Here is a 15055-nt window from a genome sequence, read left to right as displayed (position 1 = left end):
GCGGAAGCCGAGGGTGGGCACCGCGCGGCGGCGCGGCCACGGGGGCGGGTCGTCGGGCAGCAGCCCGGAGAAGAACGCGTACCGGTCGAGGGCCCGCCCGAGCGGCCCCGTCTCGGGCGTGAGGTCGCGCACCCGCTGCCACCAGGCGGCGATCTCGCCCCAGCCGGGCGCGGAGAGGGAGCCGCCGAACTCCTGGACGGAGAGCGCGGCGGTCAGGCCCGCGAGCGCCAGCCGGTCGGCGAGGGGCCAGCCCGCGAGCGCGCCGGTGACGAAGCCCGCGACGAACACGTCCCCCGCGCCCGTGGTGTCCAGCGCCTCGACCAGGATGGCGGGCACCTCGGCGCTCTCCCCGGTCCTGGCGTCCGCGGCGTAGGCGCCCTCGGCGCCCATGGTGACGACGGCCAGCGGCACCGTCCGCGTCAGGGCGCGGGCGGCGGCGCGCGGGTCGTCGGTGCGGGTGTAGCGCATGGCCTCCGCCGCGTTCGGCAGGAACGCCTCGCAGTGCGCGAGGTCCGGCAGCGCGGCGAGGTCCCAGCGGCCGGTGTCGTCCCAGCCGGTGTCGGCGAAGACGAGGCTGCCCGCGCGGGCGGCGGCGCCGATCCACTCCTGCGGCTGGCCGGGGCTGAGCGAGGTGACGCAGGAACGGGCCGGCGGCGGCTCGGCCGGCGCCGCGGAGACGGGCGCCTCGTGGCCGTGGGAGATCATGGTCCGCTCGCCCTCGTACGCCATGGAGACCGTGACCGGGGAGTGCCAGCCGGGGACGGTCCTGGACAGGGCCAGGTCGATGCCCTCGCCGCGCTCCAGCGTCTCCCAGCAGTACTCGCCGTAGTGGTCGTCGCCGAACGCCGCCGCCAGGCTCGTGCGCAGGCCGAGCCTGGCCAGGGCGGTGGCCATGTTGGCCACGCCCCCGGGGCTGGATCCCATGCCGCGGGCCCAGGACTCGGTGCCGCGCACGGGCGCGGAGTCCAGGCCGGTGAAGATGATGTCGAGGAAGACGGTCCCGGTCAGGTACACGTCGCAGGGCGGATCCCCGGGGGCCCGCACCCCGGCCAGCGGGTCAACGTTCTCGGTGGTCACCAGGCGCTCCCGGTCAAGGCGGCGTTCTGTTCTACGGTACGTTCCGCCCCATGAGGCTCACGATCATCGGCGGCGGCGGGTTCCGTGTCCCCCTGGTATACCGGGCGCTTCTGACATCGCCCGGAGGGGCGGGCGACGAGGTGACGCTGTTCGACCGGGACCGGGCGCGGCTGCGGGTGATCGCGGACGTGCTGGCCTCGATGGCGCGCGGGCGGGACGGGGCGGCCCCCAAGGTGCGGGTGGCCGGGTCGCTCGACGACGCGGTGCGGGACGCGGACTTCGTGTTCTGCGCGATCCGCGTGGGCGGCACGGCGGGGCGGGTGCGCGACGAGCGGGTGCCGCTGGCCGAGGGGGTCCTCGGCCAGGAGACGGTCGGCGCGGGCGGCGTTCTCTACGGGCTGCGGACGGTGCCGGTGGCGCTGCGGATCGCGGCGCGGGTGCGGGCGCTCGCGCCCAAAGCCTGGCTGATCAACTTCACCAATCCGGCCGGGATGGTCACCGAGGCCATGGCGACCGAGCTGGGCCACCGGGTGATCGGCATCTGTGACTCGCCGGTGGGCCTGGTGCGGCGCGCGGCGCGGGCGGCGGGGGTGGACCCGGCGGAGGTGCGGTTCGGCTATCTGGGCCTGAACCACCTGGGCTGGCTGCGCTCCCTCACCCACCGGGGCCGCGACCTGCTGCCGGGGCTGCTGGCGGACGACGCGGCGCTCGGCTCGTTCGAGGAGGGGCGGCTGTTCGGCGCCGACTGGCTGCGGGCGCTCGGCTCGCTGCCCAACGAGTACCTGCACTACTACTACCGCTCCCGCGAGACGCTGGACGCGGCGCGGGCGGCGGCCGAGACGCGCGGGGAGTTCCTCGACCGGCAGCAGGCCGCGTTCTTCGCGGAGGCGGGGCGCGACGGAGCGCGGACGGGCGAGCTGTGGGAACGGACCCGTCTGGAGCGCGAGGAGACCTACGGGAGCGGGCGGCGCGACGCCTGCGACCTGGAGGGCGGCGGCTACGAGCGGGTCGCGCTCGACCTGATGCGCGCCATCGCGGAGGACCGGCGCACGCGGCTGATCCTCAACGTCCGCAACGGAGGCACCGTCCCGGCCCTGCCGCACGACGCGATCATCGAGACGGTGTGCGAGGCCGACGCCCAGGGCGCCCACGCGGTCCCGTGCCTCTCGCCCGGCATGGCGGAGCTGGGCCTGATGCTCCAGGTCAAGGCGGTCGAACGCGCCACGATCGAGGCGGCGGCGACCCGGTCCCGCGCGGCGGCCCTCCGCGCCCTGACCCTGCACCCCCTGGTCGACTCCCCCACGGTGGCCGACGCCATCCTGACCAGGGCCGCGCCGTTCTCCGGCAGCTGAAGTGCAACCCTGACCTTGCAGATACCCCGAGACAGTGCAACCATTGAGTTGCATATGAAAGGGGATCCCCATGACGGAGAACGACCGGATCGAGCGGGAGATCGCGATCGCCGCACCGGCGGAGCGGGTGTGGGACCTGATCTCCCGCCCCGGCTGGTTCATCAACGACGGCGCGGTCATCGAGCACAGGATCGAGGACCGGGGCGACCTGCACATCGTCCACGACCCGGTGCACGGCGCCTTCCCGATCCGCACCGAGTCGCTCGACCCGCCCCGTTACGCCGCCTTCCGCTGGCTCGCCGAGGAGGGCGAGGGCGGCGGCGGCGCCGCCTCGACGCTGGTCGAGTTCTGGATCGACGACGCGCGGGACGGCGGCGTGGTGCTCCGGGTCGTGGAGAGCGGGTTCTCCTCCCTCGGCGGCTCCGAGGAGGACCGGCGCCGGCGGATCGAGGAGAACACGGAGGGCTGGGTCACCGAGCTGGCGGCGGCGCGCTCCTTCTCCGACCCGCTGACCGTCGAGCGCTCGCTGCACATCGCCGCGGCACCCGCCGCGGTGTGGCCGGTCCTGACCACCGCCGAGCACCTCGCCAAGTGGTACGCCTTCGACGGCGCCCGGATCGACGCGCGGCCCGGGGGCGCCATGACGCTGCACTGGGCCGAGCACGGCACGTTCCACGCGGAGGTCACCGCCGTGGACGAGCCGCGCCGCTTCGCCTACCGGATCGCGGCGGCGCCGGACACCGAGCCGGGCGACACCGGCAGCACCCTGGTCACGTTCACCCTGAAGCCCTCCGGCACGGGAACGCTCCTGACCGTGCGCCACACCGGCTTCACCGGCCTGGACGCCGCGTTCGGCCCCGCCACCGAGGCCGCCGCCGCCGAGCGGGAGGGCTGGGAGGGCGGCCTGGTGACGCTCGCCGAGTACCTCGCGCCGGAGCGGGCACGGTGACCGCGCCGGACCTCGTCCTCGCGTTCGCCGCCCTGGGCGACGAGACCCGGTGGAACATCCTGGTCCGCCTCGCCCGGTCCCCGGCCTCCGCCTCCGCGCTCGCCCAGGAGTTCCCCATCAGCAGGCAGGCCATCGTCAAGCACCTGGAGGTCCTGCGGGAGGTCGGCCTGGTCGAGGCGGAACGCGCCGGGCGCGAGGTCCGCTACACACCACTCGGCGCGCGCCTGAGCGCCCTCGGCGACGACCTGCAACGGCTCGCCGCCGCCTGGGACCGCAGGCTCACCGGCATCAAGCGCCTGGCCGAGTCCGGGGACTGAACGCTCACGGGAGGCGGGGCGGCACCGGGACGCGTTGCAGGTCCTCCGCCACCGTCAGCTCGCCCGCGAAGCCCGCCTCCCTCGCCTCCTCGGCGAAGGCGGCGGGCTCCTGGTAGCGCTGCGAGAAATGCGTCAGCACCAGGTGCCGCACCCCCGACTCCGCCGCCACCCGTGCCGCCTGCGCGGCCGTGAGGTGGCCGTACTCGGTCGCCAGCGAGGCGTCCCTGTCGAGGAAGGTGGCCTCGATCACCAGCAGGTCGCACCCCTCCGCCAGCGCCCACACCGCCTCGCACAGCCGCGTGTCCATGATGAACGCGAACCGCTGCCCGCGCCGTTCCACGCTCACCTCCTCCAGCGTCACGCCCCGCAGCGTGCCCAGCCGCCGCAGGCGGCCGACGTCGGGGCCCGCGATCCCGTGGGCGGCCAGCCGGTCCGGGAGCATACGGCGGCCGTCCGGCTCCACCAGCCGGTAGCCGAAGGCGTCGACGGTGTGCGACAGCCGGCGCGCGCTCAGCTCGAAGGCGCCGGTCCGCGCCACAACGCCCTCCTCGGCCACCGGCCGCGCCTCGATGCGCGCCGCCTCCTGGTAGGCGGTGGAGTGGCGCAGCCGGTCGAAGAACTCCTGCCCGCTCGCCGGATAGTGCGCGGCGACCGGGTGCGGCACGCGGTCGAGGCTGACGCGCTGGAGGACCCCGGCGAGGCCGAGGGAGTGGTCCCCGTGGAAGTGGGTGACGCAGATCCGCGTCAGCTGGTGGGCGGTGATCCCGGCCAGGAGCAGCTGCCGCTGCGTCCCCTCGCCCGGGTCGAACAGGATCGCCTCCGAGTCCCAGCGCAGCACATACCCGTTGTGGTTGCGCCGACGCGTCGGGACCTGGCTGGCCGTGCCGCACACGACCAGCTCACGGGCGGCCAACGCCCCCTACCCCGGCGGCCATTCGAGCCCACGGCCGCCCAGCACATGCGCGTGCGCGTGGAAGACGGTCTGGCCCGCGCCGGTGCCCGTGTTGAACACCACCCGGTAGCCGCTGGCGTCCACCTTCAGCTGGGTGGCCACCGCCCCCGTCTCGCGGAGCACGTCGGCGGCGAGCGCCGGGTCGGCGGTGGCGAGCGAGGCCGCGTCGCGGTAGTGCGCCTTCGGGATCACCAGCACGTGGCAGGGGGCCTGCGGGTTGATGTCCTGGAACGCGACGACCGTGTCCGTCTCGCGGACCACCGTCGCGGGGACCTCGCCCGCCACGATCTTGCAGAACAGGCAGTCGGCCTCGGGTTCTCCCGCCATCACCTGGGGCCCTCCTCGCGGGCGTCGTCCAACGAGCAACCCCCGGATGCTATCCCGGCGAGGGGAGGCCTGGAACGCGGGCCGGTGGGTACGAGGCCAGGCGGCTCGCCCCCGAACCTGTCCGAACCGGCTGGTAACGTGCGGCGGGTCGAACACCAGGACCGCACGACCGCACCACCGAGGAATCCCGATCATGACCCAACAGCCGCAACGAGAGCAGTGGGGCAGCCGCGCCGGATTCATCATGGCCGCCATCGGCTCGGCCATCGGCCTGGGGAACATCTGGCGCTTCCCCGCGGTCACCTACGAGAACGGCGGCGGGGCGTTCATGCTGCCGTATCTCCTCGCGCTGCTCACCGCGGGCCTCCCGCTGCTCATCCTGGAGTACACCGTCGGCCGCAGGTACCGGTCCTCACCGCCCGGCGCGACCCGGCTCCTGGCCCGCCGCGCCGAGACGATCGGCTGGTGGCAGGTGGCCATCTGCTTCGTCGTCGCCACGTACTACGCCGCCATCCTGGCCTGGAGCGTGCGGTACGTGGGCTTCTCGGTGAACCAGTCCTGGGGGGAGGACCCCGAGGCGTTCCTGATGGGCGACTTCCTGAAGGTCGCGGACGACCCCGGCGACGTCTCCACCTTCGTGCCCGGGGTGGCGTGGCCGCTGATCGCCGTGTGGGTGGTGGTCCTGCTCATCCTGGTCCTCGGCGTGCGCCGGGGCATCGAGCGCGCGAACATCGTCTTCATCCCGCTGCTGGTGGCGTTCTTCCTGGTCCTGGTCGTGCGGGCGCTGACCCTCGACGGGGCGGGCCTCGGCCTCGACGCCCTGTTCTCGCCCGACTGGGGCGAGCTGGGGAACGGCAGCGTGTGGGTCGCGGCCTACGGGCAGATCTTCTTCTCGCTCTCCGTCGGTTTCGGCATCATGATCACCTACGCCTCCTACCTGCACCGCAGGTTCGACCTCACGGGCTCGGCGCTGGTGGCCGGGTTCGCCAACAGCTCGTTCGAGATCCTCGCGGGCATCGCGGTCTTCGCGACGCTCGGCTTCATGGCGGCGCAGGCCGGGGTCGGCGTCGGCGAGGTCACCAGCAGCGGCGTCGGCCTCGCCTTCGTCGCGTTCCCCCAGATCATCTCCGAGATGCCGATGGGTGCCCTCTTCGGCGTCCTCTTCTTCAGCTCGCTGGTGATCGCCGGACTCACCTCGCTGATCAGCATCGTCCAGGTGATCGTCGCCGCCGTCGAGGACCGGACCGGCCTACGCCGGGTGCCCGCCGTGCTCTGCGTCGGCGGCGCCGTCGCCGTGGTCTCCGTGCTCCTCTTCTCCACCGGCAGCGGCCTGCACTTCCTCGACGTCTCCGACCACTTCATCAACCAGTACGGCATCGTGCTGGCGGGGCTGGCGCTGGTCGTGACCGTGAGCTGGGTGCTGCGCAAGCTGCCGGCGCTCCAGCGGGACGCCGACGCCACGTCGGCGATCGGCCTGGGTGTCTGGTGGCGGGTCTGCCTGGGCATCATCACCCCACTCGTGCTGACGTGGATGATGGTGGACAGCCTGACCAACGAGTTCGAGGAGAACTACGCGGGGTACGACACGTCGTTCCTGCTCTGGTCGGGCTGGGCCGTCGCCGCGGGCGCGCTGGCCGTCGGCGTCGTCCTCTCCCTGGTCCGGTGGAGGCGCGACCCGGTGCCGCCGCCCGCACAGGACGAGGGAACCGCGGGGACGGACACGAGGACCGACAACGCCGGAAGGAGCCGCTGATGTCGGCAGGAGCCATCGTGATGATGGTGGCCGCCATGGGCGTGGTGTGGGGCGGCCTGGTGGCCGCGATCCTCAAGCTGCGCGGCCACCCCGATGAACGGGCCTCCTAGCGCCGTCCCGCTCCGCTTCGCCCTGGCCGAGGACCCCGGCACCGGGCGGGCCACGGCCCGGCTGCTGCCCGGCGAGGGCGGCGGGCCCGGCGGGCTGCCGCCCGAGCTGGCGTCGCTGGTCGCCTCGGCGGCCCCGGCGCCGGGGGACGGCTCGCTGGGGTACGCGCGGCTGCCCGGCGGCGGGGGCGCGGTGCTCTGCCACGTGCCGGCGGACGGCTCTCCGGCGCGGGCGCTGTTCCTGCCGGACGGTCCCGAGGGCCCGGCCGGGCTGCCCGCGCCCCACCCCGTCGACCTGTGGCGTTCCCCCGGCTGGGCGGATGACGAGCGACTCGTGGACTTCGCCGGAGCGCGCGCCCGGCGCGTGGTCCCGTTCCTCTCGGACGTCGCCCGCCTGTTCGTCTCGTTCGACGGCCGCCCCCTGGTGGTGGCCGAGGAGGAGCAGGAGACGGTGGCGCTGTGGATCGCGCTGGCCAGCCGGTTCCTCGACCGCTTCGTCGACACCGTCCACGCCGGGGCGCTGACGTTCACCACGCGCGCCCCGCGGCCCTTCGACGCGCCCCAGCAGATCGTGGGCATCGGCCCGGACACGGACTTCGACCGCGGCGACCCCGACGTGCTGCTCAGGCGGTTCCGGGTGCACGACGGGCTCGGCGGCGAGGGCAGCCCCCCGGAGCCCGACCCCTGGGTCGAGCGGGCCGTCTGCGCATGGCTGGTCCCGCCCCCGGAGCGGCTGCGGCGCGCGGCGGTGCAGCTGCGCGGAAGGCCGCACGAGCTGCGGGGCGTTCCGCTGTTCCGGATGCTGTCCGGGCGGCTGCCCGAGGGGCACCCGGCGGACGCCGCGGACCTGGCCCTGCTCTACGAGCTGGTCTGGGGCGGGGACGACCCCGACCTGGCGGGGGCGCTTGAGCTGATGCGCGCCTGCCCGCCCCGGCTGCTGGCCGAGGCGGGCGTCCACCCGCGCCTGGCGCGCTGGCTCACCCGCCCCGGCGAGATCACCGACGACCGCTGCACCCTGGCGCGGGAGCTGCTGCGCCACGGCGGAACGCTGCCGCTCGACCGGGCCCAGCGGGCGGCGGCCCACCTGCTGATCGCCGGCCAGGACATCACGGTCGGCGGCCCCGCGGCGGAGGCGGCGGAGCGTTTCCTGCGCACCGAGCTGAATCGCCGCGACACCCCGCTCCCGCCCGACCCGCTGGCCTGGGCCCGCCGCCGCCTGCGCCTGAGGGAGACCGGCACGCGGCTCCCGCCGCCCCTGCCGGGGAGAGGCAGACCCAGCAGCCCGCCCGCCGCCTGACGGCGGGCGCCGCGTTCAGGCCCAGCGGCCGGTGCGGCCCAGCAGCAGCGCCGCCGCGGCCGTGCCCGCCGTCGAGGTGCGCAGCACGGTGGGGCCCAGGCGGAACGGCCGGACCCCGGCCGCGGAGAACGCCGCGAGCTCCTCGGCGGCGACGCCGCCCTCGGGGCCCACGATCAGGAGGATCTCGCCGTCCCCGGGGAGCGGCGCGGTGGCCAGCGGCTCGTCCGCGCCCTCGTGCAGCACGGCGGCGAACGCGGCCTCCCCGGCGAGACGGGTGGCGATCTCGCGCGTCGAGACCGGCTCGGGGATCCGGGGGAAGCGCACCCTGCGGGACTGCTTGCCCGCCTCCCTGGCCGTCGCCCGCCACTTGGCCAGGGACTTGGCGCCCCGCTCGCCCCGCCACTGGGTGACGCAGCGGGCCGCGGCCCAGGGGACGACCGCGTCCACGCCGGTCTCGGTCATGGTCTCCACGGCCAGCTCGCCCCGCTCCCCCTTGGGCAGCGCCTGCACGACCGTGATCCACGGCCGCGGCGGCGGCTCGCTCCAGACCTCGGCGACGGCGATCCTCAGCGCGTCCTTGCCCTCGACGGAGGCGACCGTGCCCGAGGCGCCGGTCCCCTCGCCGTCGGTGAGCACCAGCTCCTCGCCCACGCGCAGCCGCCGCACCGCCACGGCATGCCGCCCCTCGGGACCGTCGAGGCGCAGCACGGCCCCCGGCCGCGCCGAGACGAGGGACGGGTGGACGAAGACCGGCGCCGTGGTCACGGCAGTACCCCCGCCACAGCCGTCGCAGCAGCCCTCACCGGAGCCCTCACCCAAGTCCTAGCGTCCGTTGAAGGCGTCCTTCAGCCGGGAGAACAGCCCCTGCTGCCCCGGCTGGAACTGCCCCAACGGCCGCTCCTCGCCCCGCAGTTTCGCCAGGCGGCGCAGCAGCTCCTCCTGGTCCGGGTCGAGCTTGCTCGGGGTCTGCACCTCGACATGCACGACCAGGTCGCCCCGGCCGTTGCTCCGCAGGTGGGTGACGCCGCGGCCGTGCAGCGGTATCGACTGCCCGGACTGGGTGCCGGGCCTGATGTCGACCTCTTCCATGCCGTCCAGGGTCTCCAGCGGCACCTTGGTGCCGAGGGCGGCGGCCGTCATCGGGAGGGTGACCGTGCAGTGCAGGTCGTCGCCGCGGCGCTGGAAGACGGGGTGCGGCTTCTCGCGGATCTCGACGTACAGGTCGCCGGCCGGGCCACCGCCGGGGCCGACCTCGCCCTCGCCCGCGAGCTGGATCCGCGTCCCGTTGTCGACGCCCGCGGGCACCTTCACGGTGAGCGAGCGGCGGGTGCGCACCCGGCCGTCGCCCGCGCACTCGGGGCACGGCGTGGGCACGACGGTGCCGAAGCCCTGGCACTGGGGGCACGGGCGCGACGTCATGACCTGACCGAGGAACGACCGCGTGACCTGCGAGACCTCGCCACGGCCGCGGCACATGTCGCAGGTCTGGGCGGAGGTGCCGGGCGCGGCGCCCTCCCCGCTGCACGTGGTGCAGACGGTGGCCGTGTCGACCTGGATCTCCTTGGTGGTGCCGAACGCCGCCTCGTTGAGGTCGATCTCCAGGCGGATCATGGCGTCCTGGCCGCGCCGGGTGCGCGACTTCGGCCCGCGCTGCGAGGCGGTGCCGAAGAAGGCGTCCATGATGTCCGAGAAGTTCCCGAAACCGGCGCCGAAGCCCGGACCCGCGCCGGCCGAGGCGCCGCCCATCGGGTCGCCGCCCAGGTCGTACATCTGCTTCTTCTGCGGGTCGGAGAGCACCTCGTACGCGGTGTTGATCTCCTTGAACCGCTCCTGCGTCTTCGGGTCCGGATTCACGTCCGGGTGGAGCTCCCGCGCCAGCCTGCGAAAGGCCTTCTTGATCTCGTCCTGCGAGGCATCGCGCTGCACGCCCAGGACCGCGTAGTAGTCCGTCGCCACTTAGTTCTCCGCGAGGATCTGTCCGACGTACCGTGCCACTGCGCGCACCGCTCCCATCGTTCCGGGGTAGTCCATGCGGGTCGGTCCGACCACGCCGAGCTTCGCGACCGCCTCGTCACCAGAACCGTAGCCGACGGAGACGACGGATGTGGACGTGAGTCCCTCGTGCACGTTCTCGTGGCCGATGCGCACGGTCACGCCCGAGTCCTTCGCCTCTCCCAGCAGCTTCAGGAGCACCACCTGCTCCTCCAGCGCTTCGAGCACCGGGCGGATGGTGAGCGGGAAATCCGTGGCGAACCGGGTCAGATTGGCGGTGCCGCCGATCATCAGCCGCTCCTCGGTCTCCTCCACCAGCGTCTCCAGCAGAGAGGACAGGACCGTCGAGACCGTCCCGCGCTCCTCGGCGACGAAGGAGTCGGGGAGATCGGCCACGAGGCGGGGCACCTCGGTGAAGCGCTCGCCGACGATCCTGCTGTTCAGCCGGGCGCGCAGGTCCGCGAGCGAGGTCTCGCCGAACGGCGCCGGGCAGTCCACGAGGCGCTGCTCGACCCGGCCCGTGTCCGTGATCAGCACGAGCATCACCCGCGCCGGGGCCAGCGCCAGCAGCTCCACGTGGCGCACGGTGGAACGGCTGAGCGACGGGTACTGGACGACGGCGACCTGACGCGTGAGCTGCGCGAGCAGCCGGACCGTGCGGCCCACCACGTCGTCCAGGTCGACGGCGCCCTCCAGGAAGTTCTGGATGGCGCGGCGCTCGGGGGTCGAGAGGGGCTTGACGTCGGCGAGCTTGTCGACGAACAGCCGGTACCCCTTGTCCGTGGGCACGCGCCCGGCGCTGGTGTGCGGCTGGGCGATGTACCCCTCCTCCTCCAGCGCGGCCATGTCGTTGCGCACGGTGGCCGGGGAGACCTGGAGGTTGTGCCGCTCGGTCAGGGCCTTGGAACCCACCGGCTCCTCGGTGCCGACATAGTCCTGGACGATGGCCCGCAGCACTTCGAGCCTGCGCTCGCTGAGCATGTCGCACACCTCCCGTCCGGCCGTCCGCTTCTGGCTGCCGCCCTGGCACTCCGTTGCGTCGAGTGCCAAGCCCTGATCCAGTGTACGGCCGGGTAGCACGGCCAGGGAACGAGCAGCCGGGAGAGATCCTGGGAGAAGTGGGGGCGTCGTTACCCTCGTGGCATGGACACGCGGGACAGACGGGACACGAGGTGGGAAGAGGTCACTCCCGGGGTGCTGCGCCGCCGCCTGCCGGGCTGGGACGAGACGGTCGGGGCGGTCGCGGGCGAGGACGGCGTGCTGCTGGTGGACGCCGGGCCGACCCGGGCGGCGGCCGAGGAGGTGGCGCGCGAGGTGCGGGACCTGCTCGGGCTGCCCGTCACGCGCGTGGTGCTCACCCACGCGCACTTCGACCATGTGCTGGGCGCCGGCGCCTTCCCCGGGGCCGAGCTGTACGCGGCGGCCGGGCTCTCCGCACACCTGGCGGACGGGGGGCGCGCGGCGCTGGCCGAGGACGCCGTGCGGCACGGGGGCGAGCGCGGGGCCGCCGAGGCGGACGCGGCCGCGCTGCCCGGGGAGTGGCGGGAGGTGCGCGGGGGGCTGACGGTGTCGCTCGGGGGCGCGCGGAGTGTGGTGCTGGCGGCTCTTGGCCCGGCGCACTCCCCGAACGACCTGGTGGTCCTGGTCCCGGGAGGTCCGTCGGAGTCGCCGGTGCCGTTCGTGCCGTCCGTGCCGCCGGTGCTGTTCTGCGGGGACCTGGTCGAGGAGTCGGGCGAGCCGCAGGCCGGACCGGACGCGGTGCCGGAGCGCTGGCCCGCGGCGCTCGGCCGGCTGCTGGCGCTCGGCGGGGAACGGGCGCGGTATGTGCCGGGTCACGGCGCGGTGGTGGACGCGGCGTTCGTGCGCGCCCAGCGGGCGGCGCTGGACCGGCTCGCGAACCGCTGAGGACCCCTTACGGCTCGTTCGTGCGCGCCCAGCGGGCGGCGCTGGCCCTCCGTTCCGCCGCCGGGACGGGGCCCGCGTGATCTCATGAGCCCATGCGCAGCAGAGAATACGGCCCCGATCTGACGCCGCCGTGGAAGCGGTCGGCGCCCGTTCCCGAGGTCCCCGCCGACCCCGATCTGGTGGTCGAGGAGGTCACCACCGGCTTCTGCGGCGCGGTGGTCGGGTCCGACAGGACGACCGTGACCCTGGAGGACCGCTTCGGCGCCCACCGCGTCTTCCCGTTCCAGCCGCGCGGCTTCCTGCTGGAGGGCAGGGTGGTGACGCTGGTCAGGCCGCGCCCCGGGGCGGGCGCACCGGCGCAGGCCGGGCCCGCCCGCACCGCGTCCGGCTCGATCGCCGTGCCGGGCGCCCGCGCCCGGGTCGCGCGCGCCGGGCGCATCTATGTGGAAGGCCGCCATGACGCCGAGCTGGTGGAGAAGGTGTGGGGCGACGACCTGCGCGTCGAGGGCGTGGTCGTGGAATACCTGGAGGGCATCGACGATCTGCCCGCCGTGGTCGGGGAGTTCGCGCCCACCGCGGACGCCAGGCTCGGCGTCCTGGTGGACCACCTGGTCCCCGGCTCCAAGGAGTCCAGGATCGCGGCCGAGATCGACGACCCGCACGTGCTCGTGGTGGGGCACCCGTTCATCGACATCTGGGAGGCCGTGAAGCCGTCCTCGGTGGGGATCCGCACCTGGCCCCGGGTGGCGCGCGGCCAGGACTGGAAGACCGGTGTCTGCCGGGCGCTCGGCTGGCCGGAGAACACCGGCGCGGCCTGGCAGCGCATCCTGGGCCGGGTGACCGACTTCCGCGACCTCGACCCGGCGCTGCTCGGGCCCGTCGAGCACCTGATCGACCATGTGACGGTCGGCACCTCGGGGTGACGGCCGCCTCCTGACGGCGGAGGGAGGCGGACCGCGGGCGGTGGCGGACAATGGGATCCATGCCCTCCGTCCTCCCCGATGGCGAGCCCGTGCCGGTGGACGGCGCGCTGCCCGCCTCCGCCCTCTCCGGGGCCGCCGCCCGGCCGCTCGCGTTCTACCTGCATGTGCCGTACTGCGCGACGCGCTGCGGCTACTGCGACTTCAATACCTACACCGCGAGCGAGCTGCGCGGCCCGGGCGGCGCGGTGGCCTCCCGGGAGAGCTACGCCGAGACCCTGGAGCTGGAGATCCGGCTGGCCCGCAAGGTCCTCGGGGACGATCCGCGCCAGGTCTCCACGGTCTTCGTCGGCGGCGGAACGCCCACGCTGCTGCCGCCGGACGCGCTGGCGCGGATGCTGGACGCGGTCAGGGCCGAGTTCGGCCTCGCCCCGGACGCGGAGGTGACGACGGAGGCCAACCCGGACTCCGTCGACCCGGCCTCCCTGGCGGCGCTGCGGGAGGCGGGCTTCAACCGGATCTCCTTCGGCATGCAGAGCGCGCGCCCGCATGTGCTGGCGCTGCTGGAGCGCACCCACACGCCGGGGCGCCCGGAAGCGTGCGTGGGTGAGGCGCGCGCCGCGGGCTTCGCGCATGTCAACCTCGACCTGATCTACGGCTCCCCCGGCGAGAGCGACGACGACTGGCGGGCCTCGCTCGACGCGGCCCTCGGCGCGGGCCCCGACCACATCTCGGCGTACTCGCTGATCGTGGAGGAGGGCACACGCCTGGCGGGCCGGGTGCGGCGAGGCGAGGTGCCGATGACCGACGACGACGTCCACGCGGACCGTTATCTGATCGCCGACGAGGTGCTCTCCGCGGCGGGCTTCGCCTGGTACGAGGTCTCCAACTGGGCCACCTCCCCCGCCGCGCGCTGCCGCCACAACGAGCTGTACTGGACCGGCGCCGACTGGTGGGGCGCGGGCCCGGGCGCCCACAGCCACATCGGCGGAACGCGCTGGTGGAACGTGAAGCACCCCGCCGCCTACGCCGAGAACCTGGCGGCGGGCCGCTCACCGGGGGCGGGCCGCGAGATCCTCTCGGCGGAGGACCGCCGGGTGGAGCGGATCCTGCTCGAACTCCGCCTGTCCGAGGGCTGCGACCTGTCACTCCTCCACCCCCGCGGCCTCACCGCGGCCCACCACGCGGCGGCGGCCGGCCTCCTCACCCTGACCAAGACCCGCGCCACCCTGACCCTCCCCGGCCGCCTCCTGGCCGACGCGGTGGTCCGCGACCTGGTCGACTGATCCCCTCCGGAGAGGAAGCGCACCAAGCCCAACCCCCGACGGCCCAGGCCCGTCCGCACCCATGGGCCCCCCAGAAGCCTGCGGCTCCCGGGCCTTGGCGGTATGGGGCCCTTTGGTGATGTGGGGGCCCTTCCCTTGGTGATGTGGGGACTCCCGACGACGTGAGGACCCCCGGCCGTGCTGGGACCTCAGCGACGTAATGACCCCCGGCCGTGCAGGAACCCCCAGCAACCCTGGGGACCCCGGCGGCATAGGCGCCTCGACCGTGCAGGGACGCGCCCCGGGGGTGTAGGGACCCCCGGCGACGAGAGGACTCTCGGCCGTGTGGGGACCCCGGCGACGTAAGACCCTCCGGCCGTGCGGGGACCTCAGCGACCCTGCGGGCTCCGGCGGTGCAGGCGCCCTCGGCTGTGCGGGAACCCCCGGCGACACGCTGACCCCCGGCGGTGCAGGCACCCTCGACCGTGCAGAGGCCCCCGGCGACGAGAGGACTTCCGGCCGTGTGAGGACCCCGGCGACGTAAAACCCCCCGGCCGTGCGAGGACCTCGGCAGCCCTGGGGACCCCGGCGGTGCAGGCACCCTCGACCGTGCAGGGGACCCCGGCGACGAGAGGACTTTCAGCCGTGTGAGGACCCCGGCGACGTAAGACCCCCCGGCCGTGCGGGGACCTCGGCAGCCCTGGGGACCCGGGCGGTGCAGGGGCCCGCCCGCGGGGGTGGGCCCGGCGAAGCCTGGGCCCACCAACCGCGGGGCGGCCCCCACCGCCACCCCCCCCTCTTATACACATCTCCCACCCCACGCGACTAAAGCGAAAAACGCA

15 protein-coding genes are annotated in these 15055 nt (G+C 74.4%); 9 read left to right on the top strand and 6 right to left on the bottom strand.

The annotated features are described in order from the left end of the window. A partial coding sequence (locus tag ADY01_RS21450; RefSeq protein WP_420715731.1) for a carbohydrate kinase family protein occupies positions 1-1077 on the bottom strand: 1077 nt, incomplete at its 3' end. Positions 1078-1127: 50 nt separating this feature from the next. Between ADY01_RS21450 and ADY01_RS21445 the strand changes: the two genes are divergently transcribed. From ADY01_RS21445 to ADY01_RS39860, 3 genes are all read left to right on the top strand, one after another. Then, positions 1128-2429: a 6-phospho-beta-glucosidase gene (locus tag ADY01_RS21445; protein ID WP_049576107.1), complete on the top strand. Its 1302-nt coding sequence runs from the start codon at positions 1128-1130 to the stop codon at positions 2427-2429. A 70-nt stretch (positions 2430-2499) separates the two neighbouring features. Continuing rightward, positions 2500-3378, top strand: a complete 879-nt coding sequence (locus tag ADY01_RS21440; protein ID WP_049576103.1) for an SRPBCC domain-containing protein — start codon at positions 2500-2502, stop codon at positions 3376-3378. Then, positions 3375-3695 carry an ArsR/SmtB family transcription factor gene (locus ADY01_RS39860; RefSeq protein ID WP_049576101.1) on the top strand — a complete coding sequence of 107 codons (321 nt, stop codon included), beginning with the start codon at positions 3375-3377 and terminating at the stop codon, positions 3693-3695. Before ADY01_RS21440 ends, ADY01_RS39860 begins: the two co-directional genes overlap by 4 nt. Before the next feature lie 4 nt (positions 3696-3699). On the opposite strand, the gene ADY01_RS21430 is transcribed toward ADY01_RS39860, so the two are convergent. Next, positions 3700-4608, bottom strand: a complete 909-nt coding sequence (locus tag ADY01_RS21430) for a ribonuclease Z (protein WP_049576098.1) — start codon at positions 4606-4608, stop codon at positions 3700-3702. 6 nt (positions 4609-4614) lie between these two features. After that, positions 4615-4974, bottom strand: coding sequence for a histidine triad nucleotide-binding protein (locus ADY01_RS21425; RefSeq protein ID WP_049576095.1), 360 nt, complete (start codon positions 4972-4974; stop codon positions 4615-4617). Positions 4975-5167: 193 nt separating this feature from the next. Between ADY01_RS21425 and ADY01_RS21420 the strand changes: the two genes are divergently transcribed. From ADY01_RS21420 to ADY01_RS21415, 3 genes are read left to right on the top strand one after another with little or no spacing between them, the layout of a single operon-like run. Then, positions 5168-6727 (top strand): sodium-dependent transporter, encoded by a 1560-nt coding sequence (locus ADY01_RS21420; RefSeq protein WP_049576093.1) that lies wholly within the window; start codon positions 5168-5170, stop codon positions 6725-6727. Then, positions 6727-6837, top strand: coding sequence for a methionine/alanine import family NSS transporter small subunit (locus ADY01_RS37270; protein ID WP_078900479.1), 111 nt, complete (start codon positions 6727-6729; stop codon positions 6835-6837). The genes ADY01_RS21420 and ADY01_RS37270 overlap by 1 nt, the downstream gene beginning before the upstream one ends. Further along, the gene (locus ADY01_RS21415; protein WP_049576090.1) at positions 6821-8131 is read left to right on the top strand and encodes a GTPase-associated protein 1-related protein; all 1311 of its coding nucleotides are present in this window, start codon (positions 6821-6823) and stop codon (positions 8129-8131) included. The genes ADY01_RS37270 and ADY01_RS21415 overlap by 17 nt, the downstream gene beginning before the upstream one ends. 15 nt (positions 8132-8146) lie before the next feature. Here the strand turns inward: ADY01_RS21415 and ADY01_RS21410 are convergent, their stop codons facing one another. The 3 genes from ADY01_RS21410 to hrcA are packed head-to-tail and all read right to left on the bottom strand — an operon-like array spanning position 8147 to position 11104. Then, complete coding sequence (locus ADY01_RS21410) at positions 8147-8896, bottom strand: 16S rRNA (uracil(1498)-N(3))-methyltransferase (RefSeq protein ID WP_049576088.1); 750 nt, start codon at positions 8894-8896, stop codon at positions 8147-8149. A 57-nt stretch (positions 8897-8953) separates the two neighbouring features. After that, positions 8954-10087: a molecular chaperone DnaJ gene (dnaJ, locus tag ADY01_RS21405; RefSeq protein ID WP_049576085.1), complete on the bottom strand. Its 1134-nt coding sequence runs from the start codon at positions 10085-10087 to the stop codon at positions 8954-8956. Continuing rightward, the gene (hrcA, locus tag ADY01_RS21400) at positions 10088-11104 is read right to left on the bottom strand and encodes a heat-inducible transcriptional repressor HrcA (protein WP_049576082.1); all 1017 of its coding nucleotides are present in this window, start codon (positions 11102-11104) and stop codon (positions 10088-10090) included. It abuts the gene before it with no gap. A 162-nt stretch (positions 11105-11266) separates the two neighbouring features. On the opposite strand from hrcA, the gene ADY01_RS21395 reads away from it, so the two are divergent. The 3 genes from ADY01_RS21395 (at position 11267) to hemW (ending at position 14234) form a co-directional block, all read left to right on the top strand. After that, positions 11267-12028: an MBL fold metallo-hydrolase gene (locus tag ADY01_RS21395; protein WP_049576081.1), complete on the top strand. Its 762-nt coding sequence runs from the start codon at positions 11267-11269 to the stop codon at positions 12026-12028. 92 nt (positions 12029-12120) lie between these two features. Further along, on the top strand, positions 12121-12951 hold the full coding sequence (locus tag ADY01_RS21390) for a DUF3097 domain-containing protein (protein WP_049576079.1): 831 nt from the start codon (positions 12121-12123) through the stop codon (positions 12949-12951). A gap of 59 nt (positions 12952-13010) precedes the next feature. Continuing rightward, complete coding sequence (gene hemW, locus ADY01_RS21385) at positions 13011-14234, top strand: radical SAM family heme chaperone HemW (protein ID WP_049576076.1); 1224 nt, start codon at positions 13011-13013, stop codon at positions 14232-14234. The last annotated feature ends 821 nt before the right edge of the window (positions 14235-15055 follow it).

It is taken from the genome of Streptomyces sp. SBT349 (assembly GCF_001083795.1).
In the GTDB taxonomy this organism is placed as follows: domain Bacteria; phylum Actinomycetota; class Actinomycetes; order Streptomycetales; family Streptomycetaceae; genus Streptomyces.
The sequence above is the reverse complement of the archived record's forward strand: the minus strand, read 5'-3'. Positions and strand labels throughout refer to the sequence as shown.